Source organism: Stenotrophomonas sp. STEN030 (assembly GCF_056759995.1).
Genome location: NZ_JBRREB010000024.1, coordinates 14885 through 40874, shown reverse-complemented (window position 1 = coordinate 40874; position 25990 = coordinate 14885). Strand labels below are relative to the sequence as shown.

18 protein-coding genes, 1 tRNA gene and 1 pseudogene are annotated in these 25990 nt (G+C 62.7%); all 20 read right to left on the bottom strand.

The window, feature by feature from the left end; all coding sequences use genetic code 11:
- Nucleotides 1–3: 3 nt before the first annotated feature.
- The 20 genes and pseudogenes from uvrC to nuoL all read right to left on the bottom strand — a co-directional run bounded on the left by uvrC (nucleotide 4) and on the right by nuoL (nucleotide 25986).
- Nucleotides 4–1851: an excinuclease ABC subunit UvrC gene (uvrC, locus tag ACVOLR_RS10225; protein WP_481536322.1), complete on the bottom strand. Its 1848-nt coding sequence runs from the start codon at nucleotides 1849–1851 to the stop codon at nucleotides 4–6.
- Nucleotides 1848–3263 (bottom strand): hypothetical protein, encoded by a 1416-nt coding sequence (locus ACVOLR_RS10220; RefSeq protein ID WP_481536321.1) that lies wholly within the window; start codon nucleotides 3261–3263, stop codon nucleotides 1848–1850. The genes uvrC and ACVOLR_RS10220 overlap by 4 nt, the downstream gene beginning before the upstream one ends.
- Nucleotides 3260–3751, bottom strand: coding sequence for a low molecular weight protein-tyrosine-phosphatase (locus tag ACVOLR_RS10215; protein ID WP_481536320.1), 492 nt, complete (start codon nucleotides 3749–3751; stop codon nucleotides 3260–3262). Before ACVOLR_RS10215 ends, ACVOLR_RS10220 begins: the two co-directional genes overlap by 4 nt.
- Nucleotides 3748–4521: a 3-deoxy-manno-octulosonate cytidylyltransferase gene (kdsB, locus tag ACVOLR_RS10210; protein ID WP_481536319.1), complete on the bottom strand. Its 774-nt coding sequence runs from the start codon at nucleotides 4519–4521 to the stop codon at nucleotides 3748–3750. The genes ACVOLR_RS10215 and kdsB overlap by 4 nt, the downstream gene beginning before the upstream one ends.
- Before the next feature lie 36 nt (nucleotides 4522–4557).
- Nucleotides 4558–5580, bottom strand: coding sequence for a tetraacyldisaccharide 4'-kinase (gene lpxK / locus ACVOLR_RS10205; RefSeq protein ID WP_481536318.1), 1023 nt, complete (start codon nucleotides 5578–5580; stop codon nucleotides 4558–4560).
- Complete coding sequence (msbA, locus tag ACVOLR_RS10200; RefSeq protein ID WP_481536317.1) at nucleotides 5580–7325, bottom strand: lipid A export permease/ATP-binding protein MsbA; 1746 nt, start codon at nucleotides 7323–7325, stop codon at nucleotides 5580–5582. The genes lpxK and msbA overlap by 1 nt, the downstream gene beginning before the upstream one ends.
- On the bottom strand, nucleotides 7322–7744 hold the full coding sequence (locus tag ACVOLR_RS10195) for an ExbD/TolR family protein (RefSeq protein WP_481536316.1): 423 nt from the start codon (nucleotides 7742–7744) through the stop codon (nucleotides 7322–7324). The genes msbA and ACVOLR_RS10195 overlap by 4 nt, the downstream gene beginning before the upstream one ends.
- A 4-nt stretch (nucleotides 7745–7748) precedes the next feature.
- Entirely contained in the window at nucleotides 7749–8411 is a 663-nt protein-coding gene (locus tag ACVOLR_RS10190) for a MotA/TolQ/ExbB proton channel family protein (RefSeq protein ID WP_282270584.1), read from the bottom strand.
- Nucleotides 8305–10829 (bottom strand): annotated as a pseudogene (locus ACVOLR_RS10185) (DNA internalization-related competence protein ComEC/Rec2). Before ACVOLR_RS10185 ends, ACVOLR_RS10190 begins: the two are co-directional and overlap by 107 nt.
- 417 nt (nucleotides 10830–11246) lie before the next feature.
- On the bottom strand, nucleotides 11247–13355 hold the full coding sequence (pnp, locus tag ACVOLR_RS10180) for a polyribonucleotide nucleotidyltransferase (RefSeq protein ID WP_481536315.1): 2109 nt from the start codon (nucleotides 13353–13355) through the stop codon (nucleotides 11247–11249).
- Between the two features lie 146 nt (nucleotides 13356–13501).
- Entirely contained in the window at nucleotides 13502–13762 is a 261-nt protein-coding gene (gene rpsO / locus ACVOLR_RS10175; RefSeq protein WP_481536314.1) for a 30S ribosomal protein S15, read from the bottom strand.
- 182 nt (nucleotides 13763–13944) lie between these two features.
- On the bottom strand, nucleotides 13945–14856 hold the full coding sequence (truB, locus tag ACVOLR_RS10170) for a tRNA pseudouridine(55) synthase TruB (protein WP_481536313.1): 912 nt from the start codon (nucleotides 14854–14856) through the stop codon (nucleotides 13945–13947).
- Between the two features lie 112 nt (nucleotides 14857–14968).
- Nucleotides 14969–15358: a 30S ribosome-binding factor RbfA gene (gene rbfA, locus ACVOLR_RS10165; protein WP_481515250.1), complete on the bottom strand. Its 390-nt coding sequence runs from the start codon at nucleotides 15356–15358 to the stop codon at nucleotides 14969–14971.
- A gap of 170 nt (nucleotides 15359–15528) precedes the next feature.
- Nucleotides 15529–18171: a translation initiation factor IF-2 gene (gene infB, locus ACVOLR_RS10160; RefSeq protein ID WP_481536312.1), complete on the bottom strand. Its 2643-nt coding sequence runs from the start codon at nucleotides 18169–18171 to the stop codon at nucleotides 15529–15531.
- 95 nt (nucleotides 18172–18266) lie between these two features.
- Nucleotides 18267–19778: a transcription termination factor NusA gene (gene nusA, locus ACVOLR_RS10155; RefSeq protein WP_481536311.1), complete on the bottom strand. Its 1512-nt coding sequence runs from the start codon at nucleotides 19776–19778 to the stop codon at nucleotides 18267–18269.
- A gap of 4 nt (nucleotides 19779–19782) precedes the next feature.
- Nucleotides 19783–20370, bottom strand: coding sequence for a ribosome maturation factor RimP (gene rimP, locus ACVOLR_RS10150; RefSeq protein ID WP_296246084.1), 588 nt, complete (start codon nucleotides 20368–20370; stop codon nucleotides 19783–19785).
- Between the two features lie 197 nt (nucleotides 20371–20567).
- Nucleotides 20568–20644, bottom strand: a tRNA-Met gene (locus ACVOLR_RS10145).
- Between the two features lie 202 nt (nucleotides 20645–20846).
- Complete coding sequence (gene nuoN / locus ACVOLR_RS10140) at nucleotides 20847–22304, bottom strand: NADH-quinone oxidoreductase subunit NuoN (protein WP_481536310.1); 1458 nt, start codon at nucleotides 22302–22304, stop codon at nucleotides 20847–20849.
- 36 nt (nucleotides 22305–22340) lie between these two features.
- Nucleotides 22341–23852 carry an NADH-quinone oxidoreductase subunit M gene (locus ACVOLR_RS10135; protein ID WP_481532210.1) on the bottom strand — a complete coding sequence of 504 codons (1512 nt, stop codon included), beginning with the start codon at nucleotides 23850–23852 and terminating at the stop codon, nucleotides 22341–22343.
- A gap of 19 nt (nucleotides 23853–23871) precedes the next feature.
- Nucleotides 23872–25986, bottom strand: a complete 2115-nt coding sequence (gene nuoL, locus ACVOLR_RS10130; RefSeq protein WP_481536309.1) for an NADH-quinone oxidoreductase subunit L — start codon at nucleotides 25984–25986, stop codon at nucleotides 23872–23874.
- Nucleotides 25987–25990 lie beyond the last annotated feature (4 nt).

Below are 25990 nucleotides of genomic sequence, written 5' to 3'. Positions count from 1 at the left end.
AACTTACTCCGCCGCCGGATCGGGTACCGACAGACCATGAAGGTTAGCGTAGATACGCGCAGCGAGGGCATCATTGATGCCTTCCACGCGGGCGATTTCAGCCTCACCTGCCGCCTTCAAACCGGCAATCCCGCCGAAATGCTTGAGCAGGCTGGCGCGCCGGCGCGGGCCGATACCGGGAATATCTTCGAGTTTGCTGGTCATGCGCGCCTTCTGGCGACGCCCGCGATGGCCGGTAATGGCAAAGCGATGGGCCTCGTCACGCACCTGCTGGATGAACTGCAGGGCCGGTGACGCCGCGCCGGGGCGCAGCTCGCGACCATCAGGCAGCACCAGCGCTTCGTGGCCGGCGCGGCGCTCCACGCCTTTGGCCACTCCTACCAGCATCACCCCTTCCACGCCGAGGTCAGCCAGCGCCGCCTGTGCCTGCGCCAACTGTCCGGCGCCACCGTCGATCAGCAATACATCCGGCAACACCCCGCCCTCTTCCACCGCACGGCGGAAGCGGCGGTCGATGGCCTGACGCATGGCTGCGTAATCGTCGCCCGGCTCGATGCCACTGATGTTGTAGCGCCGGTACTGCGCGCGCACCGGGCCGGCAGCATCAAACACCACGCACGAGGCCACCGTGGCCTCACCCATGGTGTGACTGATATCGAAGCACTCCACGCGCTTGACCGGCTCGGCCAGACCCAGCATCTGCCGTACCGCTTCGCTGCGCGCCTGCTGCGCACCAGCGCTGTCCATCTCGGCGACAAGGGTGATCTGCGCATTGCGGCTGGCCAGTTCCACGTAGCCGGCGCGTTCACCGCGCACGTTCCACTTCAGCGCCACCTTGCGCTCGGCCGAGGCACTGAGCGCGGCTTCGATCATCTCCGCATCCGGAATCTGCCGATCCAACAACACTTCAGCCGGCGGCTCATGTTCGACGTAATACTGCGAGACAAACGCTGCCAACACTTCCTCGGCACTGTCTTCGCCATTGGTACGCGGGAAGAACGCGCGCGTACCCAGGTTGCGGCCATCGCGGAACGCCAGCAGCATCACGCAGGCGCTGGCGCCCTGGGTTGCGCAGGCCAGCACGTCCAGGTCGGCAGCACGCCCATCCACGTATTGCCGGTTCTGCATGCTGCGCAGTGACGCCACCAGATCACGCAGCCGCGCGGCACGCTCGAACTCCAGTGCATCGCTGGCCTGCTGCATCGCTTGCATCAACTCCTCGGCAAGCTGATCGCTTTTGCCTTCCAGGAACATCGCCGCGCGCCGCACCGATTCGTCGTATTCGGCCTGTGGCACCAGCTCCACGCAGGGCGCGCTGCAACGGCCGATCTGGTACTGCAGGCAGGGCCGCGAGCGGTTGCGAAATACGCTGTCTTCGCAGCTGCGCAGCTTGAACAGCTTGTGCATCAGGTTCAGCGTTTCGCGTACCGCGCCAACGCCGGGATACGGTCCGTAGTAACGCCCGGGCAATGCACGTGGACCGCGATGCAAGGCAATCCGCGGCCATTGCTCACGGGTCAGCAACACCTGCGGGTAGGTTTTGTCGTCACGCAGCGAGACGTTGTAGCGCGGGTTCAGCGACTTGATCAGCTGGTTTTCCAGCAGCAGCGCTTCAGCCTCGGTGCGAGTAACGGTGACATCCATCCGCGCCACCTGCGACAGCATCATCATGATGCGCCGGCTCTTCGGCGAGCCGTTGAAATAGCTGCCTACGCGCTTGCGCAGCGCGCCGGCCTTGCCCACGTACAGCAAGGTGTCATCGGCAGCGTACATCCGGTACACACCTGGTGCGGTGCTCAGTGCCGCAGCGAAGGCCTTGCCATCGAATTCATTGGCAACTACGTCGGTCATCCTTCAATCGGCACTTCACTCAGTTCGCCGCTGAGTGGATCAAAACGCAGCACGGCGTGTGCGTCGGCTTCGGCAATCCAGATCGCGCCTGCAGCCACTGCCAACGCGGCCGGACCATGCAGACGACGCGGCAGATTGACCGTAGACAGGTCACCACCACCCAGACGCAGGGTGCGCAGCGAACCATTGCCGGCATCGGCAATCCACAACAGCGGTGAATCCGGCCCCATTGCCAGGGCCAACGGGTACTGCAGACGTGCACGCAGGCGCGGGCCATCAACATTGCCCGACTCCCACGGCCCCTGCCCGACCAGCGTCTGCACCAGGTCGCCACGCAGCTGTACCGAACGGATCGCCGAGCCCAGCGCATCGCAGACATACAGCGTCTGCTGGACCGCAACCAGACTGCAGGGCTGCGCGAATGCGGCCAGATGGCCACTGCCATCGCGCACTTCCACAGCGCCGGCACCGGCACGCCAGCGCAGCTCGCGCGTGCCCAGGTCATAGCTCCAGATGTGATTGTCACCGGCCATCGCGATATGGACCTGGTTGTCCGCCACCGCCACCGCTGCCGGGTGATTGAGCGGGCTGTCCCAGGGCTGGGCAAGCACGCCGGCACGCGGATCACCGGCACGGCCGTTGCCACACAAAGTGTCCACCTGCCCGCTGATCAGATTGATGCTGCGCAAGGCATGGTTGCCGGTATCGGCCACATACAGGATCTCGCGCACCAGCGCCAAGCCCTGCGGACGATTGAAGGCTGCCTCGCCGGTACCGCCATTGATCAGATCGGCGCTGCCCAGACCGAACTGGCGCAGCACACGGCCATCATGGTTGCACTCAAGAATCCGGTGATGACCGGTGTCGGCCACATACAGGCGATCTGCCGTAGCTACCAGACCGGCCGGGAACAGCAGCGGCAGGCGCGGCTCGGCGTTGATCTCGCGGACGCCGTAGGCGTCGTCGTCCAGCGGACGCACCACGCCTTCACCCAGACTGTTCAAGGCCCGCTCCAGATCACCGGTCGCGCCGACCAAGCGCTCCTGTTCCTGCCCATAGGCATCGAGCATCAGCAGGGTTGGCCAGGACTGCACGTCAAACCGGCGCCAGGCATCCCACTGCGCGTCCAGCACGACGGGCGCGCTGATGCCCTGCCGACGCAGCAATTTCAGCGCATGTTGCGGCTCGCGCTCGAACTCGAAGCGCGGCACCTGCACCACCAGCAGCTGTACCTTGCCAGGGTTGCGTGCCTGCCAGCGCATGACCTCGGCCAGCCGTTGCATGCACCACACCGAGGCGCCGTTTACGAAGGCCAGTACCAGCGGGCGGCCGCGCATGTCCTGCAGGGTCGCAGGCGCTGCGTTCAGCCAGATGCCAGACGTGGGCAGTTCGGTTACGCGGGTTTCGTTCATGCTGGGATTATGCCGGAGTCATCGCGCCGCGACAGGCGGCGCACTGTGGCCTGGGCCGCAGTATCGAGCAGTGCCCAGCTGTGCTCGAAATCTGCCATGTCACCGTAATAGGGGTCCGGCACCACATCGGCCCCGTCAATGCCCGCCCACCGCAGCCACAACACCGCTCGCGCTTCAAAACCGGTCGGCGCCAGCTCCCGGGCATCACGCAGATTGTCGCCATCCGCGCACAGGATCAGGTCGTATTCCTCGAAATCCTCGGCCAGCAACTGACGGGCACGTTGAGCGGAGATGTCCACGCCGTGCTGGCGGGCGCAGGCAACGGCACGTGGATCCGGGCCGCGCCCGGCATGCCAATGGCCCGAAGTGCCAGCCGAATCGACCTGAACCCAACTACCCAGCCCTGCCTCGGCGATCCGCGCACGCAAAGCCCCTTCGCCCATCGGCGAGCGGCAGATATTGCCCAGGCAGACCACCAGCAGCTTCATTGCGCCGCCTTCATCTGCGCCTCGGCGCGGTGCAGGTCTTCCGGGGTGTCGATTCCCGGTGGAAACGGCGCCGGTGACAAGCCCACCGCAATGCGGAAACCAGCCTCCAGCACCCGCAGCTGCTCAAGCGATTCAATCCGCTCCAGATTGCCGGGCGGCATGGCCGCAAACTGCTGCAGGAAACCGGCGCGGTAGCCGTAGATACCGATATGCCGCAGCCACTGCCCCGCCGGCAGCACATCGCGACTGGTAGCGAAGCCATCGCGGTGCCACGGAATCGGCGCGCGGCTGAAGTACAGGGCATCACCCTGCGCAGTCCGTACCAGCTTGACCACATTGGGATCAAACAAGGTCGGGGCATCCTCGACCAGCGTTGCCAGCGTCGACATCGGTGCACCGCTGTCGGCAAGAATCGTAGCGACCGCTTGGATGCCTGCGGCCGGAGCGAACGGCTCGTCGCCCTGCAGGTTCACCACGATCACATCGTCAGCCCAACCGGCCCGGCGCGCGCATTCGGCCAGGCGATCGGTACCGGAGGCATGCGTGGGGTCGGTCATCGCCACATGGATACCGGGCAGCCCCGCTACCGCCTGCGCGATACGTGCATCGTCGGTTGCCACCCATACTTCGCGGGCACCAGCGGCAAGCGCACGGCGCGCCACGTGCAGCACCATCGGCTCCCCGGCGATAAGCGCCAAGGGTTTGCCCGGCAAACGGGTGGAGGCATAACGGGCCGGAATGGCCACCACGAATTCGGGAACAACGCTCATCTCAACTCCTTCCAGCATGCGCAACAACGGCCTGTCTCAGCCGCGGGAAAGCTTACCCAAGCGGTCCAGTAAGGCCACCCAGAATGCCGCCGGCAACTCGGCCTGCAACGGCACCGCGTAGTGCCACGCCGTGGCGAAGCCCTGGCATTTGACTGCGTCTTTTTCGGTCATCAATACCGGCAACTCGCTGCCGAAGGAAAGATCTTCCGCCGTATAGCGATGATGGTCGGCAAAGGCATGCGGCACCACGCCGATATCGCGGCTGCGCAGCATCTGGAAAAACCGCTGCGGATTGGCGATGCCGGCCACCGCGTGTACGCGCAGCCCCGCAAATGCCTTCAAGGGCTTGTCGCGACCGCCCTTCAGCGGCCGCGCCGAATCGATCGACAGTCGCATCGCCCACTCGCCAAAACCAGCGTCTTCCGCCTGGGTGGATGCATCGCTGGTCTGTCCTAGATTTACCACACGGAAGTCGCAATACGCGGCGCGCGAGACCGGCTCGCGCAATGGCCCGGCCGGCAGCAGCCGACCGTTGCCATAGCGGCGCACAGCGTCCACCACTTCGATTTCGATATCGCGCGCCAAGCGGTAATGCTGCAGGCCGTCATCGCAGACCACCACGTCGCAGCCGGCATCAAGCAAAGCCTTGGCCGCCGCGACCCGGTCCTTGTCCACCCGCACCGGCACACCGGTCTTCCAGGCAATCAGCACCGGCTCATCGCCGCCCAGGCGCACGTCCATATCAGCGGTGACCCAACGCGCCGTATCGGCCTCATCGCGACCGTAACCGCGACTGGCAACACCGGGCTTCCAACCCGCTTCACGCAGGCGGTTGACCAGTTCGATGGTCAGCGGGGTCTTGCCGGTACCGCCGGCAGTGATATTTCCGACCACGATCACCGGCAGCGCCACCTGCCGGGCGCGCAGCCAGCCGCGTCGGTACAGGCTGCGGCGCAGACCGGTTACCGCGCCATACAACGGTGCAACCAGTCGCGCCAGCAGTGGCACCGGCGCATCGCCATACCAGTAGGCCGGCGTTTGCGGTCCTTGCTTGGCCATCATTCCTGCCTATCGCGGAACTGCATGCTATGCAGGTGTTCATACAAACCGCCCATTGCCAGCAATTCGGCATGGGTACCGCGCTCAACAATGCGCCCCTGGTCCATCACCAACACCTGGTCGGCGTGCTCGATGGTAGACAGGCGATGGGCAATGACCAGCGTGGTGCGGTCTGGCATCAACTTCTGCAGCGCGTCCTGCACCAGCCGCTCGGATTCGTTGTCCAACGCAGCGGTGGCTTCATCCAGGATCAGGATCGGCGCGTCCTTGAGCATTGCGCGCGCAATCGCCAGGCGCTGACGCTGGCCACCGGACAGGCGACCGCCCTTTGCCCCAACCGGCGCATCCACGCCCTGCGGCAGCTGCTCGACGAACTCACTGGCATTTGCGCCTTCGATCGCCCGCTGCAGCGCCTCGGCGTCGCGCTCCTGCAACTCACCATAGGCGACGTTCTGAGCGATGCTGCCGTTGAACAAAGTGACCTGCTGGCCAACCAAGGCAATCTGCCGACGAAGATCGGCCAGCTTGTAATCCTGCAACGGGTGACCGTCGAGCAGGATCTGACCGGCTTCAATTTCATAGAAGCGCGGGATCAACTTGATCAGGGTCGACTTGCCACTGCCGGAACGTCCAACGATGGCGGTTACCGTGCCAGGCTTGGCGATGAAGCTGACGTCTTCCAGCGCCGGCTTGGTCTGCCCCACATAACGGGCAGTGACATGACGGAACTCCAACAGGCCCTTGGCGCGTTGCAGCGGAACATTGCCGCTGTCGACTTCATCTTCGGCATCCAGCACGACGAACAGACGCTGTGCCGAGGCAATGCCGCGCTGGGTCATGTTCTGCACGTTGGTCAGCTGCTTCAGTGCGGGAATGATCGCCAGCATCGCCATCAACAGACCGACGAAATCACCCACTGTCAGCCGCCCGGCAGCTGCTTCGTGACCAGCGATAAGCAGCAGCGCAGCCAGACCGACTGCACCGATCAACTGCACCATGCTGGAAGAAATGCTGCGCGTAGCCTCAACCTTCATCGCCAACCGCAGATTGGTATTTGCCAACCCGGTATAGCGATCCAACTCGGCCGGCTGCGCACCGTAGATCTTCACTTCCTGATGGCTGGACAGCGCCTGGTCGGCTGACTGCAACAGATCCGCACCGCTCTCCTGGATGCGGTGACTGATACGCCGGTAGCGCTTGGCCACGATGTTCATCACCCAGGCCAGTGGCGGTGCCAGCACGAAGATCGCTAGCGTCACCTGCCAGCTGTAGTACAGCATCACTGCCAGCGAACCCAGTGCCTGCAGTGATTGCTGCAGCACCACCTTCATCGCATCAATCGCAGCCTGTGCCACCTGGTCGCTGTCCGAGCCCAGCCGTACCAACATCGATGGTACTGGCTCAGAGTCAAAACGCTGCCCCGGCAGCCGCAGGTACTTGCCCAACACCAGCACCCGGAAATCACGGGCGATGCTGCGTGCAGCCTTGCCCATGCCCATGTCGGTCAGATAACCGGCCACACCACGCAGCAGGAACAAGCCAATGACGGCCAACGGCATCCACTGATTGATGTCCTTCGGGTTAACCAGACTGTTGGTGATCGGGCTCATCAGGATCAGGAAGCCACTGCCTGCACCGGCCTCGATCAACATGCCCAGGCCTGCCATCAATAACAGCGGCCGATAGGGCTTGGCGAAGCTCAACAAGCGCTTGTATATCTTCCAGGCCGATTCGTTATCACTCATTGCTTGGCCTCCGGTGCGGTTGCGATCGCAATCCGGCGAAAGCCGAGTTGACCCAAGGCATCCTGCGCTGTGACCACAGCCTGATAGGGCGTGCGTGCATCAGCGCGCAGCAATACTGTCTGCTCGCGATCGGTACCGGCCAACTGCGCGATGATCTGCTTCAGCGATTCGATGTCGGTGCGCAGCACTTCCTGATCGTTGACGAAGTAACGACCGTCGGCATTGACCAACACGCTCAGCGAGCTCTGCGGCGAGCTGGTCTTCTGGTCGCTGGCCGTGGGCAACTGCACCTGCAACGTCGAGCGCGCATCAAAGGTGGTGGTGACCACAAAGAAGATGATCAGCACCAGGATCACATCGATCAATGGCACCAGATCGATATGCGGCTCATCCTGAGTGCTATTGCTACCAATCCGCATGGGCTCAGGCCTTCTCGGTTGCCGCTGGACGCGGCGCGGCGGCCTTGCTGGCAGCCATCACCGCCGGCCGGCCATCAAGTGCATCCAGCAACGCACTGGCTTCCTGCTCCATCTCGATCACATAGCCATCGATCAGGCCACGGAAGTAACGATGGAACATCAAGGCCGGGATCGCCACCATCATGCCGGTTGCGGTACACACCAGCGCCTTGCCGATACCGCCAGCGAGCTGACCGACGTCGCCGACACCGTGATCGAGAATGCCCAGAAACATCTGGATCATGCCGACCACCGTACCCAACAAACCCAGCAACGGGCCAGCCGAGGCGATGGTGCCTAGGGCATTGAGGAAACGGCCCATCCGGTGCACCAGATGGCGGCCAGTGTCTTCGATACGCTCACGGATCTGGTCACGCGGACGATTGCGCGCCTCAAGCGCGGCCGCCAGCAATGCACCCAACGGCGAGTTGGCGCGCAGGGAATCAATATGCGAGGCATCCAGCTTGCCGCGCGCAGCCCAGTTGCGGACCTCCTGGCCCAGACCCGGTGGCAGCACCTCGTTACGGCGCAGGCTCCAGAAACGCTCCAGGACGATCGCCAACGCCAGCACGCCCAACAACAGCAACGGCACCATCGGCCATCCGCCGGCTTTGACCAATTCCCACACGTTTCAACCCTCCGGCGCCGTGGCCGCGTATTTGATGTCAGATAGGATAGCAGCCGCCCGCACCCGCTCAGCGGCGTCCCATAGCCGTGAACGCCAGATTCTGCGCTCACGCAACTGTAAACCCTCCCTGCCCAGCCAGACCTGCAGCGCCCCGCTCCCGGCCGTGGTCAGCACCTCGGCCCCGGAACGCTGCCAACGCGCCACCACGTCAAACCGCGGGTGGCCGAAGCGATTGCCATGGCCACTGGAGATCAGCGCCAGCCGCGCATCGGTTGCCGCGACAAAACGATGGCTGGACGACCCTCCGCTGCCATGGTGACCAACCAGCACAACATCAGCACGCAGCTTTGCCGGGATGTGCTTGAGCAGGCGCTGCTCGATCACCTCGCCGATGTCGCCGGTCAACAAGGCCGCTCCATAAGTGCCTTGGACACGCAGCACGCAACTGGACTCATTGCCCAGATAGGGAAAACCCGGCGTGGGGTGTAGAAACTCAAACAGCACCCCGTCCCATTGCCACGCCTGACCTGCCTCGCAGGTAGATTCGCCGCCTGCGCCCAAGGCCAGCCCTGGCGGCATCAACACCTGTGCAGGAGGCAGAGCGTCCTGCACCGCAGCCAGTCCGCCGGCATGATCATGATCGCCATGACTGACCACCACCCGGTCCAGACGCGGCACGCCCAAGGCACGCAATGCGGGCACCACCACCCGCTCGCCGGCATCAAAGCCGTCAGCTACCGCCGGCCCGGTGTCGAACAGCAGTGCGTGCTGACGAGTGCGCAGCAGCACTGCCAAACCCTGCCCCACATCCAGCGTGAGCAGCTCGAACTCGCCAGACTCGGGCTTGTCGCGCCATGGCAGGCATAACGGCAACCACAGCAGAACTGCCAGGCACTTGCCCGGGACACCAGCCGGCAGCAACAGCCACACCGCGCCCAGCAATGCCAAGGGCAAGGCGAACCACCCGGGCTCGGGCAACCACCACAATGAATAGCGGCCGCTACCCAACGCTTGGAACAACGGCCAGCTCTGGTCAAAGCACCATGCCGAGGCACGCCATGCCAAGCTGCCCGCACCACTGCTCATCGCCTCCAGCGCCGTACCCAGCAACGCTAACGGCACCACCACCAGGCTCCACCACGGAATCGCCAGCAGATTGGCCAGCGGCCCGATCGCCGAGGCCTGGCCGAACAGCAGCACGGTCAATGGCAATAGCCCAAGCGTCGCCACCCGCTGCGCGGACAGGAAACTGCGCAGCCAATGTGCGCGCTCCGGCAGACACCACAGCAGCCACGCCACCCCGGCGAAGCTGAGCCAGAACCCGGCAGTCAGCACCGACAACGGCGCCAGCCACAACACTGCCAACGCTGCCAATGCCAGAGCACCAGCCACATCGACCGGCCTGCGACCGAGCCGCGCCAGCACCACCACCGCAACCATCAACACGGTGCGCACCGTTGGCAAGCCGAACCCAGCCACTGCCGCATACGTCGTTGCCCCAAGCAACGCACCTATAGCGACGGCCTGCGGGCGCGGGCAGTAACGCCCAAACCAAGGCAGCAACCGCCATAGACCTGCCACCAGCCACCCCGCGCACAGCGCGACCATGCCCACATGAAAACCCGAGATGGCTATCAGATGGGTCAGGCCGGTTGCGCGCAGCACCTGCCAGTCGCCTTCGCCGAGACCGCGTGTATCGCCTAGCGCCAGGGCCTGAACATAGCGCGAGGATGCGGCCGGCACTTGCACCGCGATTCTTGCCGCCATGCGCTCACGCCACGCGCCAAGGCCAGCAGCCGTCGATAGCAGCTGCGGCGCGGGCGACTTGCGCACAACTCCGCTGGCAGCGATACCTTGCGCCAGAGCATGTCGCTCCGCGTCAAAGCCACCAGGATTGACCAGCCCGCGTGGAGCACGCAGACGCAGATTCAATTGCCAACGTTCGCCCGCATGCACCTGTAGGCGCGGACCCGGCACTGTCGCGCCGAAATCGTCGTACCAGGCGACCTGCAGGGTGCGCCCGCGCAGGTCTGCGGGGACATCAGTGTTGGCGTCCACACGCAGTTGAAAGCGGCTGCGGCGGATCTCGTGCTGCGGAAGGCTGCTTACAAGGCCTGTCAGCGTGATTTCCTGCGCTTCCCTGTGTGCTGCCAGCTGCTGATCCAAGCCCCAGCCTGCATGCAGGCAGGTCCAGCCCAAGCCGGCCAATATCGCGCCCAGCCAGCGCCAGCGCGGAGTTGCCAGCCATAACAGTGCGCCGGCCAACAGAGCCATCCAACGCAGGCTGACGGGAGGTAAGCCGGGCGCCAGAATGGCCGTACAGATGCCGGTCAGGAAACAGATGGTGACGGCTTTTCCGACGAGGGCGGCATTTCCCCGCCGCTGAACCGCGATGCCAGCGCCCGATTGGTCCGCCATATCCACCCCTGCCTACATCTTCAGAAATGCTGGCAGATGGGCGCTCGCATTCCATCGGCAGAACCGGGTGATGGCAGATCAGGGTTGTCGGGTGAAGTCTGTAGAGCGGAGCATGGGTCCGCTGTGCGTTACCGGCAAAGCCCTTGCCGAGCATGGCCCGGCACTACGACTTGCAGGAATCTCTTGTGGGAGCGGCGTCAGCCGCGAAGCTGGCAGCAATGAAACTTCGGCCATACGCGCAATCTGGTCGACTATCAGCTACCCGGCTTACGCCGCACCCACAAGACCGATGGATTGTTGGGAAAGGCCCCTGCCGAGCATGGCTCGGCACTACGCGACTGATCGGCTGCTGTTTTCCGGGCAAAAGAAAAGCGGGCACAAGGCCCGCTTTTCTCTCAGCGATACAACACCGCAGCCTTATTCGGCCGGGGTGCCCTCGCCTTCTTCAACGGCCTTCATCGACAGGCGGATACGGCCCTGCTTGTCGACTTCCAGCACCTTGACCTTGACCAGATCGCCTTCCTTCAACACGTCGCCAACCTTCTCGACGCGGTCGCTGGAGATCTGCGACACGTGGACCAGACCGTCCTTGCCCGGCAGGATGGTGACGAATGCACCGAAGTCCATGATCTTCGCGACCTTGCCTTCGTAAATGCGGCCCGGCTCGACGTCCGAGGTGATCTGCTCGATGCGGGCCTTGGCGGCCTGTGCAGCGGCATTGTTCACCGAAGCGATGGTGATGGTGCCATCGTCCTGGATGTCGATCTGGGTGCCGGTTTCCTTGGTGATGGCCTGGATGGTGGAACCACCCTTGCCGATCACTTCGCGGATCTTGTCCGGGTGGATCTTGATGGTCAGCAGACGCGGCGCGTAGTCCGACAGCTCGGCACGCGGGGTGGTCAGGCCGTGAGCCATTTCACCGAGGATGTGCAGACGGCCAGCCTTGGCCTGCTGCAGTGCCTGCTTCATGATTTCTTCGGTGATGCCTTCGATCTTGATATCCATCTGCAGGGCAGAGATACCGTCGGAAGTACCGGCAACCTTGAAATCCATGTCGCCCAGGTGATCTTCATCACCCAGGATGTCGGACAGGACGACGAAACGCTCGCCTTCCTTGACCAGACCCATGGCGATACCAGCAACCGGCGACTTGACCGGCACGCCGGCGTCCATCAGGGCCAGCGAGGAGCCGCAGACCGAAGCCATCGACGAGGAGCCGTTGGATTCAGTGATTTCCGACACAACACGGATGGTGTACGGGAAGGCTTCCAGCGACGGCATCACAGCCAGCACGCCGCGCTTGGCCAGGCGGCCGTGGCCGATTTCACGACGCTTCGGCGCACCGAAACGACCGCACTCACCGACCGAGTAGGGCGGGAAGTTGTAATGGAACAGGAAGTTTTCTTTGTACTCACCAGCAACGGCGTCGATGATCTGACCGTCGCGTGCGGTGCCCAGCGTGATGGTCACAATGGCCTGGGTCTCACCACGGGTGAACAGCGCCGAGCCGTGGGTACGCGGCAGCACGCTGGTCTTCACCGCGATCGGGCGGACGGTGTCCAGCGCACGGCCGTCGATGCGGACCTTGGTGTCCAGCACCGAGTTACGCATGGTGCTGTATTCCAACTCGCCGAATTCCTTCGACAGCTCGGCCGAGTTCCAACCTTCAGCGGCAACGCGGCCAGCCAGGGTTTCAACCACGTCCTTCTTGATCGCCGAGATGGCGTCACGACGCTGCAGCTTGTCACGCACCTGGAAGGCTTCGCCGAGCTTGCCGCCGACGGCTTCCTGCAGGGCGCTGATCAGCGCAGTGTTCTTGGCCGGGGCAACCCAGTCGCTCGGCTTGGTGCCGGCTTCAACGGTCAGTTCATTGATCGCGTTGATGACCTTCTGCATCTCGCGGTGGCCAAAGGTCACGGCGCCCAGCATCACTTCTTCGGACAGCAGCGCGGCTTCGGATTCCACCATCAGCACGGCATTGGCGGTACCAGCGACCACCAGCTCCAGCTGCGATTCCTTCAGCTCCGACACGGTCGGGTTGAGGATGTACTCGCCATCCTTGTAACCCACCTTGGCGGCGGCAATCGGGCCCTTGAACGGGGTACCGGCCAGCGACAGTGCAGCCGAAGCACCGATCAGCGCGGCGATGTCGCCGTCGATGTCCGGGTTCAGCGACATCACCGTGGCGATGATCTGCACTTCGTTCTTGTAGTCTTCCGGGAACAGCGGACGGATCGGGCGATCGATCAGGCGCGAAATCAGCGTCTCTTTTTCGGTCGCACGGCCTTCACGCTTGAAGAAGCCACCCGGGATACGGCCACCGGCGTAGAACTTTTCCTGGTAATCAACGGTCAGCGGGAAGAAGTCCTGGCCTTCGCGCGCGCTCTTGGCGGCGACGGCAGTGACCAGCAACACGGTGTCGTCCATCTTGACGATGACTGCGCCGCCGGCCTGACGGGCGACTTCGCCGGTTTCAAGCGTGACGGTGTGTTTGCCGTACTGGAAGGTTTTGGTGATTTTTGCCACGGGGGATCCTTGAAATGCTTTCTTCGATTGGTCCGTTGCCAGCCCATGCCGGCAACGGCTGGCCGGGCGGTTCCGGCCGGTCTACTACGATTTTGAAGCGCTTAAAACAAAGCCGCGGCGCATCGCTGCGCCGCGGCGGATTTCGATTAGCGGCGCAGGCCGAGCTTTTCGATCAATGCTTTGTAACGTGCGACATCCTTCTTCTTCAGGTAGTCGAGCAGGCTACGGCGGCGGTTGACCATCTGCAGCAGACCACGGCGGCTGTGGTGATCCTTCTTGTGCTCCTTGAAGTGGCCGGTCAGCAGTTCAATGCGAGCGGTCAGCAGGGCGACCTGGACTTCCGGTGAGCCGGTGTCAGCAGCGGCGCGCTTGTTTTCTTCAATTACTTTCTGGGTGTCGATCGACATGGGTTTTCTCTTCAGATGCGGGGCCGGCAGGAACGTCTCATGACGCACCGCACAGCTCGCCGATTAATAGGCTGCCTACCAAAGCAGGCAGTTGCCCTTTCTAGGGCCGCAAAATTGTAACGGTCACAACCATCCGGGACAAGGCGGGAGTGCTCTTAAAGGTACTGTTCGTCCCTGCCCGTTCAGAGATTGAAGCGGCGCTGCGGCCCCAACCGCCCACCTTCTTCGACCTGGCCCAGACCCAGTGGCTGGCCACTTTCACCGTAAACCACCACCAGCCCTACCGGCCAGACAGGATTGCGCAGGCGCTGACCGAGGCAGAACCGGGCCGCCTGGGCAGCATCCAGCTCGACCCGTGCGAACTGGCTCAAGCCCTGCTCGATCGGCAGCAGCCAGTCCAGCAACGCGATTTCGTCACCGGATTCGGCCACCGTGCGCAGCGCATCCAGGCCAATCATCTTCGGCGCCATGAACGGCTCCACCCATAGCCGGCGCAGCGCGGTGACATGTGCGCCACAGCCCAGCAACTCGCCCAAGTCGCGGGCGATGCTGCGGATATAGGTGCCCGAGCCACAGGTCACGCGCAGCGACAGGCGCTCGCCTTCACGGGCCAGCACGTCGATTGCCTGCACCTGCACTTCACGCTCGGGTGCCTCGATGGCCTCACCACGGCGGGCCTTGGCGTACAGCGGCTCGCCGCCCTGCTTCAGCGCCGAGTAAATCGGCGCACGCTGCAGGATCGTGCCGGTCAGGGTGGCCAAGGCCGCCTGCAGCTGCACATCGCTGAATTCGGGTACGGGCCGCTCGCGCAACACGGTACCGTCGGCATCATCGGTATCAGTGGTGCTGCCCAGCCGGATCTCGGCGTCGTAGGCCTTGGCCGAGCCCAGCAACAGGCCGGCGATCTTGGTCGCCTCGCCGAAGCACAGTGGCAGCAAGCCGGTGGCCAGCGGATCAAGGCTGCCGGTGTGACCGCCCTTTTCAGCACGGAACAGGCGACGCGCAACCTGCAGCGCGGTGTTGGAGCTCATGCCTGCCGGCTTGTCGAGCAGAACGATGCCGTCCAGGCGGCGGAATTGGATTCGGGGACGCATGCAACACCATAGGCGGGCCGGTGCGCACGCGGCACACCTGGCGGAAAACGAAAAAGCCGTCTGCGCCAACGCGCAGGCCAGACATGACAACAGCCCTTACGGGCTGCTGCGATTACTCTTTATCGGTGCCTTTGTCGGCGTCGGACTCAGGCTCCGCCGGCGGCACCAGGTCGCGCAGCAGATTGTCGATGCGCTCGCCACGGTCGACGGAATCGTCGTAGTGGAAATGCAGCTCCGGCACATGCCGCAGCTTCATTGCCTTGGCCAGCGACATGCGCAGCTCAACCGTCAGTTCGCGCAGCCCCTTCATCGCCTCATCCGCACGTTCCGGCATCAGCGCGGTCACGAAGATCTTGGCGTGGGCCATGTCACGAGTGACTTCCACGTCCGACACACTGACCGAAGGCAGGCCGAATTCACGCACGGCGGCATGCACCAGCGTGCCCAGATCACGGCGGATCTGGGCGGAAACACGGTCGGTACGATGGAAAGTCTTAGGCATCAGGCAAGTATCAGCAATAAAGAGTGAATTTCAATGAAACCGGAAGGGAACCGCTCGCTGCAACCGCATTCACGGCTACAACTCACGATTCCCCACCCCGGCCGCTGGAGGCCCCGCTCATCAGGACCCGCCTCAGCGCGTCCCGACTCCCGGCACCTCGATCGCAGCCGTTACAGCGTGCGCGGCACTTCGATACGCTCGAAGCACTCGATCTGGTCGCCCGGCTTGACGTCGTTGTAAGCCTTCACGCCGATACCGCACTCGGTACCGTTGCGAACTTCTTCGACGTTTTCCTTGAAGCGACGCAGCGATTCCAGCTCGCCTTCGAACACCACCACGCTGTCGCGCAGCACGCGGATCGGCTTGTTCCGCTTCACCACGCCTTCGATGATCATGCAGCCTGCAACCGCGCCGAACTTGGAGCTGCGGAACACGTCGCGGACCTGGGCGATACCGATGATCTCTTCGCGGATTTCCACGCCGAGCAGACCGGAAGCTACCTGCTTCACCTGATCGATCACGTCATAGATGATCGAGAAGTAACGCAGATCAACGCCGTTGGATTCAATGATGCGACGGGCCGAAGCATCCGCACGCACGTTGAAGCCGATGACGGTGGCCTTGGAAGCCACAGCCGAGTTGGCGTCGGACTCGGTGATGCCGCCCACGCCGGAGTGGATCACGTTGATGCGGATGTCGTCGTTGGACAGCGCGACCAGTGCCTGGCTCAGTGCCTGCACCGAACCCTGCACGTCGGCCTTGATCAACAGGTTCAGCACCTGCTGGCCTTCGCCCTTGCCCAGCTGCGACATGATGTCTTCCATGCGGCTGCCGGCAGTGGCGACCAGGCGCGACTCGCGGCGCTTGGTTTCACGCGTCTGCGCGACGTCCTTGGCCAGACGCTCGTCTTCAACCACGACGAAGTCATCACCGGCTTCCGGCACACCCGACAGACCCAGCACCTGCACCGGAATCGACGGACCAGCCTCGGAGACCTGGGCGCCGGTTTCGTCAAACAGTGCGCGCACGCGGCCGTACTGGATACCACACACCAGGTAGTCGCCCTTCTTCAGCAGACCCTGTTGCACCAGCACCGTCGCGATCGGGCCACGGCCCTTGTCCAGCGAGGATTCGATGACCACACCGTTGGCGCGGCCATCGGCCACGGCCTTCAGCTCCAGCACTTCGGCCTGCAGCGAAATCGCGTCCAGCAGGTCGTCGATACCCAGACCGGTCTTGGCCGAGATTTCCACCATCTGCACGTCACCACCGAAATCTTCGGCCACGACCTGCTCAGCAAGCAGTTCGTTCTTGACGCGCATCGGGTCGGCCGAGGCCTTGTCGATCTTGTTGATTGCCACCACGATCGGCGCGTTGGCGGCGCGAGCGTGCTGGATGGCTTCCTTGGTCTGCGGCATCACGCCATCGTCGGCGGCGACAACCACCACTACGATATCGGTCAGCTGCGCACCACGTGCACGCATCGAGGTGAATGCTGCGTGGCCCGGGGTATCGAGGAAGCTGATCACGCCCTTCGGCGTGGTCACATGGTAAGCACCGATGTGCTGGGTGATACCACCGGCTTCGCCGTTGGCAACCTTGGTGCGGCGCATGTAATCCAGCAGCGAGGTCTTGCCGTGATCGACGTGGCCCATGATGGTCACGACCGGTGCACGCGGCACAGCCACGCGCTCATCGGCACCAGTGATTGCCAGCAGTGCATCTTCGGCATCGTTGGCGTTGGCGCGCACGACGGTGTGGCCGAGCTCTTCGACAACCAGCGCAGCGGTGTCATGGTCGATGGTCTGGGTGATGGTAGCCATCACGCCCATCTTGAACAGCGCCTTGACCACCTCGCCGCCCTTGAGCGCGAGCTTCTGCGCCAGATCGGCTACGGTGATGGTGTCGCCGACGGCGACTTCACGCACCACCGGTGCGGTCGGACGTTCGAAGGCGTGGCTACCGCCACCGCTACGCGATGCCTCATTGCCACGGCGACCCTGCGGTGCACGTGCACCCGGACGACCGCGCGAATTATTGTTGTTGCCGTTACCGCGACGGGCACGATCAGACGCCGACAGGTGCAGCTGGCCACCAAAACGGTTGCCATCACCACCGCCCTCATTGCGCTTGCCCGGCTTTGCATTGGCATTTGCATTGGCGTTGTTGCCTCGGTCATCGCGGGCCGGTGCACGGGCTGGTGCAGCGGCGGCGGCCGGACGCGCTGCGCGCGGTGCCGGTGCTGCCGGTGCGGGTGTCGGTGCCGGCTTTGCAGCAGCGGCCTTGGCAGCCTCTTCAGCAGCAACCTTCTCGGCTTCAAGGCGAGCAGCCTCGGCTTCTTCAGCGGCCTTCTTGGCTGCGATGCCTTCGTCGCGGGCGCGATCCTTCTCGGCCAGCATGCGCTGCTCGTCGAGATTGCGCTGACGCGATTCTTCGAGCTTGCGCAGGATATCGGCGCGCTCTTCGGACGGCGTCATCGCAGGCTTGCCACCTTCCGGCTTTGCATACGTGCGCTTCTGGCGCACTTCCACATTGACGGTGGTCTTGCTGCGGCCAGCGTTGACGGTCACTTCCTGATGCTTGCGGCGATTCAGGGTGATTTTCTTGGCTGCGGCTTCGGCGTCTTCGACCGGCTGCTCTTCCTTGCCGTGCGAACGACGGAGGAAGCCAAGCAGCTTCACTTTCTCGGTACTGGTGACGACCTGGTCGGGACCACTGAACTTCATCCCGGCCTGGGACAACTGTTCAAGCAGTTTCTCGACCGGCGTATTGACCAGTTCGGCGAGCTTGCGGATGGTGGTTTGCTGCGACATTCGGATCCTATGATCTTGTTTGCGCCCCCTCGTCACGAACGAAGGCAGCGCGGAGTCTACGCCCTGAGCGGCTCAGGGCACTGTTCATCGCTGGCTCATTCGCCGCGCTCCAGGCGGGCGATCTCCTCGGCGCGGGCTGCCAGGACCAACGCCGCGGCGCGCTCCAGATCCATGCCCTCGATGCCGAACTCCAGAACCTCGTCGGCAGCCAGATCCGACAGATCCTCACTTGTGCGCACGCCGTGGCCAGCCAGCGCGTACGCCGTAGCCTCATCCATGCCCTTCAGTGCCAGCAGATCTGCTGCCGGCACATCGCCGTCAGCACCCTCTTCCACCGCCAGCGCTTCATTGAGCAGCGCATCGCGGGCGCGGGCGCGGAGTTCTTCAACGATATCTTCGTCGAAGCCTTCCACTGCCAGCAACTCACCAACCGGCACGTAGGCGATTTCTTCTACCGTACCAAAACCTTCGGACACCAGGATGCCGGCGATTTCTTCGTCCACTTCCAGCTTGTCCATGAACAGCTGACGGGCGACGCCCTGTTCGGCTTCCGACTTGGCGGTCACCTGGTCCTGGGTCATCACATTCAGCTGCCAACCGGTCAGGCGGCTGGCCAGACGCACGTTCTGGCCGCCCTTGCCGATTGCCTGGGCCAGGCGATCTTCCGCCACGGCCAGGTCCATCGAATGCTTTTCTTCGTCAACGATGATCGACTGGACTTCAGCCGGTGCCATCGCATTGATGACGAAGTTGGCCGGGTTGTCGTTCCACAACACGATATCCACGCGCTCGCCATTGAGTTCGTTGGACACTGCCTGCACGCGCGAACCGCGCATGCCGATGCAGGCGCCGATCGGGTCGGTACGGGTGTCGTGGGCCAGCACGGCGATCTTGGCGCGGTCGCCCGGGTCACGTGCACAGGCCTTGATCTCAACCAGGCCCTGGCCAACTTCCGGCACTTCCAGCTTGAACAGCTCGATCATGAATTCCGGGGCAGCGCGGCTGATGAACAGCTGCGGGCCACGCGGTTCCGAACGCACTTCGGCCAGGTAACCGCGTACGCGGTCGCCGGCACGCAGCGTGTCACGCGGAATGCCCTTGTCCTTCGGAATGAAGGCTTCGGCATTGCCGCCCAGATCAACGTAGATGTTGCCGCGCTCAGCGCGCTTGACCACACCGGTGACCAGTTCGCCAACGCGGTCTTTCCACGCATCCACCACCTGCTGGCGCTCGGCTTCGCGCACACGCTGGACGATGACCTGCTTGGCAGCCTGCGCTGCGATACGGCCGAAATCGGGGTTTTCAATCTGTTCTTCGATGTAATCACCGACTTCAACGCCGTCGGCTTCGTCCACCGCATCCATCAAACGGATCTGGCGGTCCGGCGACTCCATCACGACGTCATCAGCGACCACTTCCCAGCGACGGAAAGTTTCGTAGGTGCCGTCCTTGTGATTGATCGAAACGCGCGCCAGCACTTCTTCTTCGGCGTAACGCTTCTTCGCGGCAGAAGCCAGTGCGGCCTCGATCGCGTCAAAAATAACTTCACGCGGCACGCCCTTCTCGTTGGCGACTGCGTCAACTACCAGCAAAAGTTCCTTGCTCATCGGCTCACTCCGCGCGCGGCTTTTTGGCCGCCGTTTCGTTATTGGAATTATTCTTGGTCTTGCCCTGCTTGGGGGCTGGACCCGTCGGTTTGGTCGGTGCAAGGCCCAAAGCGGCCCAGTCCGGAATGATGCGTGCCTTGTCGATGTTGTCGAACGAAGCCACGAACGGCTTGTTGTCGACCACAAAGGTCACCGTGCCCTGCTCCAGGTCAACCGCGACGATTTCGCCCTGCAGGCGACGGCGATTTTCCTGCGGCAGCTTCAGGCCGACCTTGGCGGATTCACCAATAGCGCGCTCGAACTGCTCCAGCGAGAACAACGGACGATCCACACCCGGCGAAGACACTTCCAGCGTGTAATTGCCGCTGATCGGGTCCTCAACGTCCAGCTGCGCGGAAACCTCACGGCTCACCCGCTCGCAGTCTTCAACGTTGACCATGCGCTCAGGCTGTTCAGCCAGCGGCACGTCGATATACAGGCGCAACGTTGCGCCGCCCGGGGCCGGCAGATATTCGGCGCCAAGCAACTCGAGCCCCAACGCCTGCACGGTGGGGCCCAGCAGATTCGCGATTTCAGTAGCCTTGTCGCTCACAGCCAGCCTTGATTCGTAAGTTAGAGAACGGTTGTTACCCAACCGGGGTTTCTGATTTCCAGAAACAGCAAAGGGCCCACGTGGGCCCTTTGTCCGTTTGGATCCGATGACCGGATCCCGGTTGCAAGAACGGAAGCAGCCGTTCTTGCGAGCCCAACTTTTGCCTTATCAACACACCGTGTTGTAAAGACCGAAGCTGGTAGCGGGGGCAGGATTTGAACCTGCGACCTTCGGGTTATGAGCCCGACGAGCTGCCAGACTGCTCCACCCCGCATCAGAAGCGGAATTATGAAGTAACCAAGCCGATAATGCAAGACTTATTTACTTCGCGTTTCTCTCTAGCCGCTAGAGAAACCCGGAAAAACCCTTCCGGTTGAACCACTTATCAGGTGGTTCCGACCTTTCCGCTAGGCGGCGAGGTCGTCAACTCAGGAGATGAATAATACACACTTCGCGCAGATTTGTAACGCTTTTTATTACAAATGTGCAAAAGAATTGCGCATCCACTCCATGATCGGGCCCAGACCCAGCGGCAGCACCAGCAACAGCACGGAATTCACGCCCAACACGATGCCCAGGATACGGTCATTGTTACGCGGCAGCGGCTCGCCCACCGGCTCATCGAAGTACATGACCTTGATGACGCGCAGATAGTAGAAGCAACCAATCACCGCGCACAGCACACCGACCATGGCCAGCCACAGCAGGCCACCATTGATGGCGGCGCTCAGCACCGACAGCTTGGTCCAGAAGCCGAGGAACGGCGGGATACCGGCCAGCGAGGCCATGATGCACAGGACCAGGCCTGCCATCCACGGGCTGCGTGCGTTCAGACCCTTGAAGTCTTCAATGTTCTCGGCCTCAAAACCGGCACGCGACATGGCGATGATCGCACCGAATGCCGCGGTGGACATGATGGCGTAGGCAATGGCGTAGAACAGCGCCGCCGAATAACCCTGCTCGCCACCACCGGCGATGCCCATCAGCAGGAAGCCGATGTGCGACACGGTCGAGTAAGCCAGCATGCGCTTCAGATTGGTCTGGGCGATGGCCATCAGGTTACCAATGACCAGCGAAAGTGCGGCCAGGCCGGCCAGCACGTACTGCAGCTCGGTCGACAGCGGACCAACGCCCATTTCCAGCAGGCGGTAGGCCATGCCGAACGCAGCCAGCTTCGGTGCCGAGCTGATGAACAGCGCGATCGGCGCCGGCGCACCCTGGTAAACGTCGGGCAACCACATATGGAACGGTGCGGCGCCCAGCTTGAAGGCAACGCCGGCAACCATGAACACCGCACCGGTCAACAGCAGCAGGCGCTCATCGGAATGGGCGATGGAGGCATGGATCACGTCCAGGTGCAGCGAGCCGGTGGCGCCATAGACCAGCGACATGCCGTACAGCAGCAGGCCCGAGGCCAGCGAACCCAGCACGATGTACTTCATGCCGGCTTCGGCCGCGAGCTTGTTCTCACGGTTGCTGGCAACCAGCGCGTAAGAGCACAGCGCCAGCAGTTCCAGGCCCAGGTAGACCATCAGCAGGCTGCCGGCCGACACCAGGATCATCATGCCGGCGGTGGCGAACAGGATCAGCACCGGGATCTCGCCCTGGTACAGATTGCGCTCGCGCAGGTAGCTCCAGCCGTAGATCAGGCTCAGGCCGCTGACCAGCACTACGACGGTCTTCATGACGTCAGCAGCGTTGTCACGGATGAACATCCCGTGGAAAACCTCGCCCTGCCCGCCCACGCCGTTCAACAGCATGATGAAGGCGACAGCGAGGATCGCCACCGAAATGAAGTGGGTCCAGACCTTGTGCTTGGTGCTGATGAACAGATCAAGGATCAGCAGGGCAAAGGCACCACCAATCACTACCAGTTCGGGCAGCAACGGCAGCAGGTCGGTCATGGTCAACGGCAGGGGCGTCGGCGTGGTCATCATCAAATCCTGGAATCAATACTCTCGACGAGCCGCTTACAGCAGCTTGCTAGAAGCGATCTGCATCGCCAGATGGGCGATGGACGGCTCCATCAGATCGGTCAGCGGCTTGGGATAGAAGCCCAGCACCAGCGTACCGACCGCAAACACGGTCATTACCAGCCACTCACGACCATTCATGTCCTTCAGCTCGGCGACGTGGGCGTTGCCCACTTCACCGAAGAACACGCGCTTGTACAGCCACAGCGAATACGCCGCACTGATGATCAGCGTGGTCGCAGCGCCCAGGGCAACCAGCGGGTTCCACTGGAATGCAGCCAGCACGATCATGAACTCACCAACGAAGCCGCTGGTGCCCGGCAGGCCGGAGTTGGCCATGAAAAACAGCAATGCAAAGGCAGCAAACCACGGCATCACATTGACCACGCCGCCGTAATCGGCGATGCGACGGCTGTGCATGCGGTCATACAGTACGCCCACGCAGGAGAACATCGCGCCGGACACAAAGCCGTGCGAAATCATCTGCACCATGGCGCCCTGCAGGCCCAGACGGGCGGCGTCGGCGTTGCCGGCGTCACGCACCAGCCACAGCGCGGTGAAGGTACCCAGGGTCACGAAACCCATGTGCGCGACCGACGAATAAGCGATCAGCTTCTTCATGTCGTCCTGCACCATGGCCACCAGGCCGACGTAGATCACCGCCACCAGCGACAGCGCGATCACCAGCCATGCCCACTCGTGGCTGGCATCGGGGACGATCGGCAGGTTGAAGCGCAGGAAGCCGTAGCCACCAATCTTCAGTGCGATCGCCGCCAGGATCACCGAACCAGCGGTCGGCGCTTCAACGTGCGCGTCCGGCAGCCAGGTGTGTACCGGGAACATCGGCACCTTGACCGCGAAAGCGATCAGGAACGCGAAGAATATCCACGTCTGCTCCTTGCCCGACAGCTGCAGCTGATACAGGTCAACCAGCTGGAAGCTGCCGCCCTTCAGGTACAGATAGATCAGTGCCACCAGCATCAGCACCGAGCCGAGGAAGGTGTACAGGAAGAACTTCATTGCCGCGTAGATACGGCGCGGACCGCCCCAGACGCCGATGATCAGGAACATCGGGATCAGCATGGCTTCGAAGAACACGTAGAACAGCATCGCGTCGGTGGCGGCAAAAATACCGACCGTCACGCCTTCCAGAATCAGGAAGGCAGCCACGTACTGATTGACGCGCTTGTCGACCACGCCCCAGGCACCGATCAGTGCCAACGCGCCGATCAGCGTGGTCAGCAGGATCAGGGCGATGGCGATACCGTCAACGGCCAGGTTGTAGCCGATGTCGAACGCCGGGATCCACGGATGCTGTTCGACGAACTGCATCACATCGGCAGCGCCGCGGTCGTAACCGCTGAGCAAGCCGAGGCTGAGCAGGAAAGTGAGCAATGCCACCGCCAGGGATGCCCAACGGGCAGCCTGGGCGTTACGCAAGGCGAGAATCAATGCACCGCCGATGATCGGCAGCCAGATGAGAATACTAAGTAGAGGCCAGTTCGACACGTCTTCTATTCCGTACAGGTCAACGCCAGAAATGCATCAGCACGCCCAACAGGGCAATCAGGCCGATGATCATCGCGAACGCGTAGTGGTAGAGGAAACCGGATTGGGTGCGGCGCAACAGGTTGGCAGCCAGGTCGACCAGACGCGCCGAACCATTGACCATCACCCCATCAACGACCGTGCTATCAACGGCACGGGCGGCCTTGCCGAGCTGCACACCACCGCCGGCAAAGCCGTCGATCCAGAGCTTGTCGAAGCCGTACTTGTTTTCCAGCACCGAAACCACCGGTGCCAGGGTCTTGCGAGCTTGTCCTGCCAGTTCCGGCTTCCAGATGTAGAACACCCAGGCCAGCGCGAAACCTGCAACCGTCAGCCAGAACGCCGGCATCTGCATGCCGTGTACCGCATAGGCCACCGAACCGTGCCAGAACTCCTTGCCAACCTCGGCAATGGTATCGCGCGCCGGATCGTAGAAATCGACGATGCCGGTGAAGAACGACATGGTCTGGCCGGGAATGCCGGCAGCGGCGGCATGGCCGTCCCAACCGGTACCAAACAGCATCGGGCCAATGGTGAAGAAGCCGATGAGGATGGACGGGATGGCAAGCAGGATCAGCGGGATGGTCACCACCAGCGGCGACTCATGCGGCACGTGCGGACCATGACCGTGGTGATCATCGTGGCCGTGGCCGTGATCAGCATGATGATCATCATGCGCGTCGCGGAAGCGCTCCTTGCCGAAGAAGGTCAGGAACAGCAGGCGGAAGCTGTAGAAACTGGTGACGATCACGCCGCCCAGCACCGCCCAGTAACCGTACAGGGCAACCCAGCCAGCATCGGCAGCGTGCGCGTGCATCGCTGCAGCTTCGATGATGGTGTCCTTCGAGTAGAAACCCGAGAAGAACGGCGTACCGACCAGCGCCAGCGTACCGATCCACATCGTGATGTGGGTGGTCGGCATGTATTTGCGCAGGCCGCCCATCTTCATCATGTTCTGCTCATGGTGCATGCCCATGATCACCGAACCGGCACCGAGGAACAGCAGCGCCTTGAAGAAGGCGTGGGTCATCAGGTGGAACACGGCGCCCGAGTAGGCCGACACGCCCAGCGCAACGGTCATGTAGCCCAGCTGCGACAAGGTGGAGTAGGCAACCACGCGCTTGATGTCGGTCTGCACGATGCCGATCAGGCCGGTGAAGAACGCGGTGGTGGCACCAATGAACAGGATGAAGTCCAACGCGGTCTGCGACAGTTCGAACAGCGGCGACATGCGGGTGACCATGAAGATACCCGCGGTGACCATGGTCGCGGCGTGGATCAGTGCCGAGATCGGGGTCGGGCCTTCCATCGAGTCCGGCAGCCACACATGCAACGGCACCTGGGCGGACTTGCCCATTGCACCGATGAACAGGCAGATGCAGATGATGGTCGCCACGCTCCACTGGTTGTCGCCGATCAGCTGCACCATGGCGTGACCGGTCGTCTCAGTGCCCAGCACGGTGCTGGCATTGGCGAACACGGTGGCGTAGTCCAGCGAACCGAAGGCCCACAGGATGCCGGCGATACCGAGCAGGAAACCGAAGTCACCAACGCGATTGACCAGGAACGCCTTCATGTTGGCGAAGATGGCCGTGGGCTTCTTGAAGTAGAAGCCGATCAACAGGTACGACACCAGGCCCACCGCTTCCCAGCCGAAGAACAGCTGCAGGAAGTTGTTGCTCATCACCAGGGTGAGCATCGAGAAGGTGAACAGCGAGATGTAACTGAAGAAACGCTGGTAGCCGTCGTCTTCGGACATGTAGCCGATCGAGTAGATGTGGACCAGCAGCGACACGAAGGTCACCACCACCATCATCATCGCGGTCAAACGGTCGATCATGAAACCGACGTGGGCCGCGTACTGGCCAACTTCAAAGAAGGTGTAGACGTTCTGGTTGTACGGCTGCGCCCCGCCCCACAACAGCTGGGAGAAGATGTAAGCCGACAGGCCGCAGCTGATAGCCACGCCCAGAATGGTGATGTACTGGGCGCCCTTGCGCCCCACCTGACGACCGAACAGGCCGGCGATGATGCTGCCGAGCAGTGGTGCCAGCACCACTGCAATCAACAGACTCTTGGAGAGAGTGATTTCCATCTTC

What these genes read in the sequence shown, in the direction of transcription:
- infB (WP_481536312.1), bottom strand. Translation starts at nt 18,171, where the DNA reads ATGTCGCAGCAAACCACCATCCGCAAGCTCGCCGAACTGGTCAATACG.
- rpsO (WP_481536314.1), bottom strand. Translation starts at nt 13,762, where the DNA reads ATGTCGATCGACACCCAGAAAGTAATTGAAGAAAACAAGCGCGCCGCT.
- ACVOLR_RS10195 (WP_481536316.1), bottom strand. Translation starts at nt 7,744, where the DNA reads ATGCGGATTGGTAGCAATAGCACTCAGGATGAGCCGCATATCGATCTG.
- nuoN (WP_481536310.1), bottom strand. Translation starts at nt 22,304, where the DNA reads ATGACCACGCCGACGCCCCTGCCGTTGACCATGACCGACCTGCTGCCG.
- nuoL (WP_481536309.1), bottom strand. Translation starts at nt 25,986, where the DNA reads ATGGAAATCACTCTCTCCAAGAGTCTGTTGATTGCAGTGGTGCTGGCA.
- lpxK (WP_481536318.1), bottom strand. Translation starts at nt 5,580, where the DNA reads ATGGCCAAGCAAGGACCGCAAACGCCGGCCTACTGGTATGGCGATGCG.
- nusA (WP_481536311.1), bottom strand. Translation starts at nt 19,778, where the DNA reads ATGAGCAAGGAACTTTTGCTGGTAGTTGACGCAGTCGCCAACGAGAAG.
- ACVOLR_RS10215 (WP_481536320.1), bottom strand. Translation starts at nt 3,751, where the DNA reads ATGAAGCTGCTGGTGGTCTGCCTGGGCAATATCTGCCGCTCGCCGATG.
- ACVOLR_RS10220 (WP_481536321.1), bottom strand. Translation starts at nt 3,263, where the DNA reads ATGAACGAAACCCGCGTAACCGAACTGCCCACGTCTGGCATCTGGCTG.
- rbfA (WP_481515250.1), bottom strand. Translation starts at nt 15,358, where the DNA reads ATGCCTAAGACTTTCCATCGTACCGACCGTGTTTCCGCCCAGATCCGC.
- uvrC (WP_481536322.1), bottom strand. Translation starts at nt 1,851, where the DNA reads ATGACCGACGTAGTTGCCAATGAATTCGATGGCAAGGCCTTCGCTGCG.
- truB (WP_481536313.1), bottom strand. Translation starts at nt 14,856, where the DNA reads ATGCGTCCCCGAATCCAATTCCGCCGCCTGGACGGCATCGTTCTGCTC.
- msbA (WP_481536317.1), bottom strand. Translation starts at nt 7,325, where the DNA reads ATGAGTGATAACGAATCGGCCTGGAAGATATACAAGCGCTTGTTGAGC.
- kdsB (WP_481536319.1), bottom strand. Translation starts at nt 4,521, where the DNA reads ATGAGCGTTGTTCCCGAATTCGTGGTGGCCATTCCGGCCCGTTATGCC.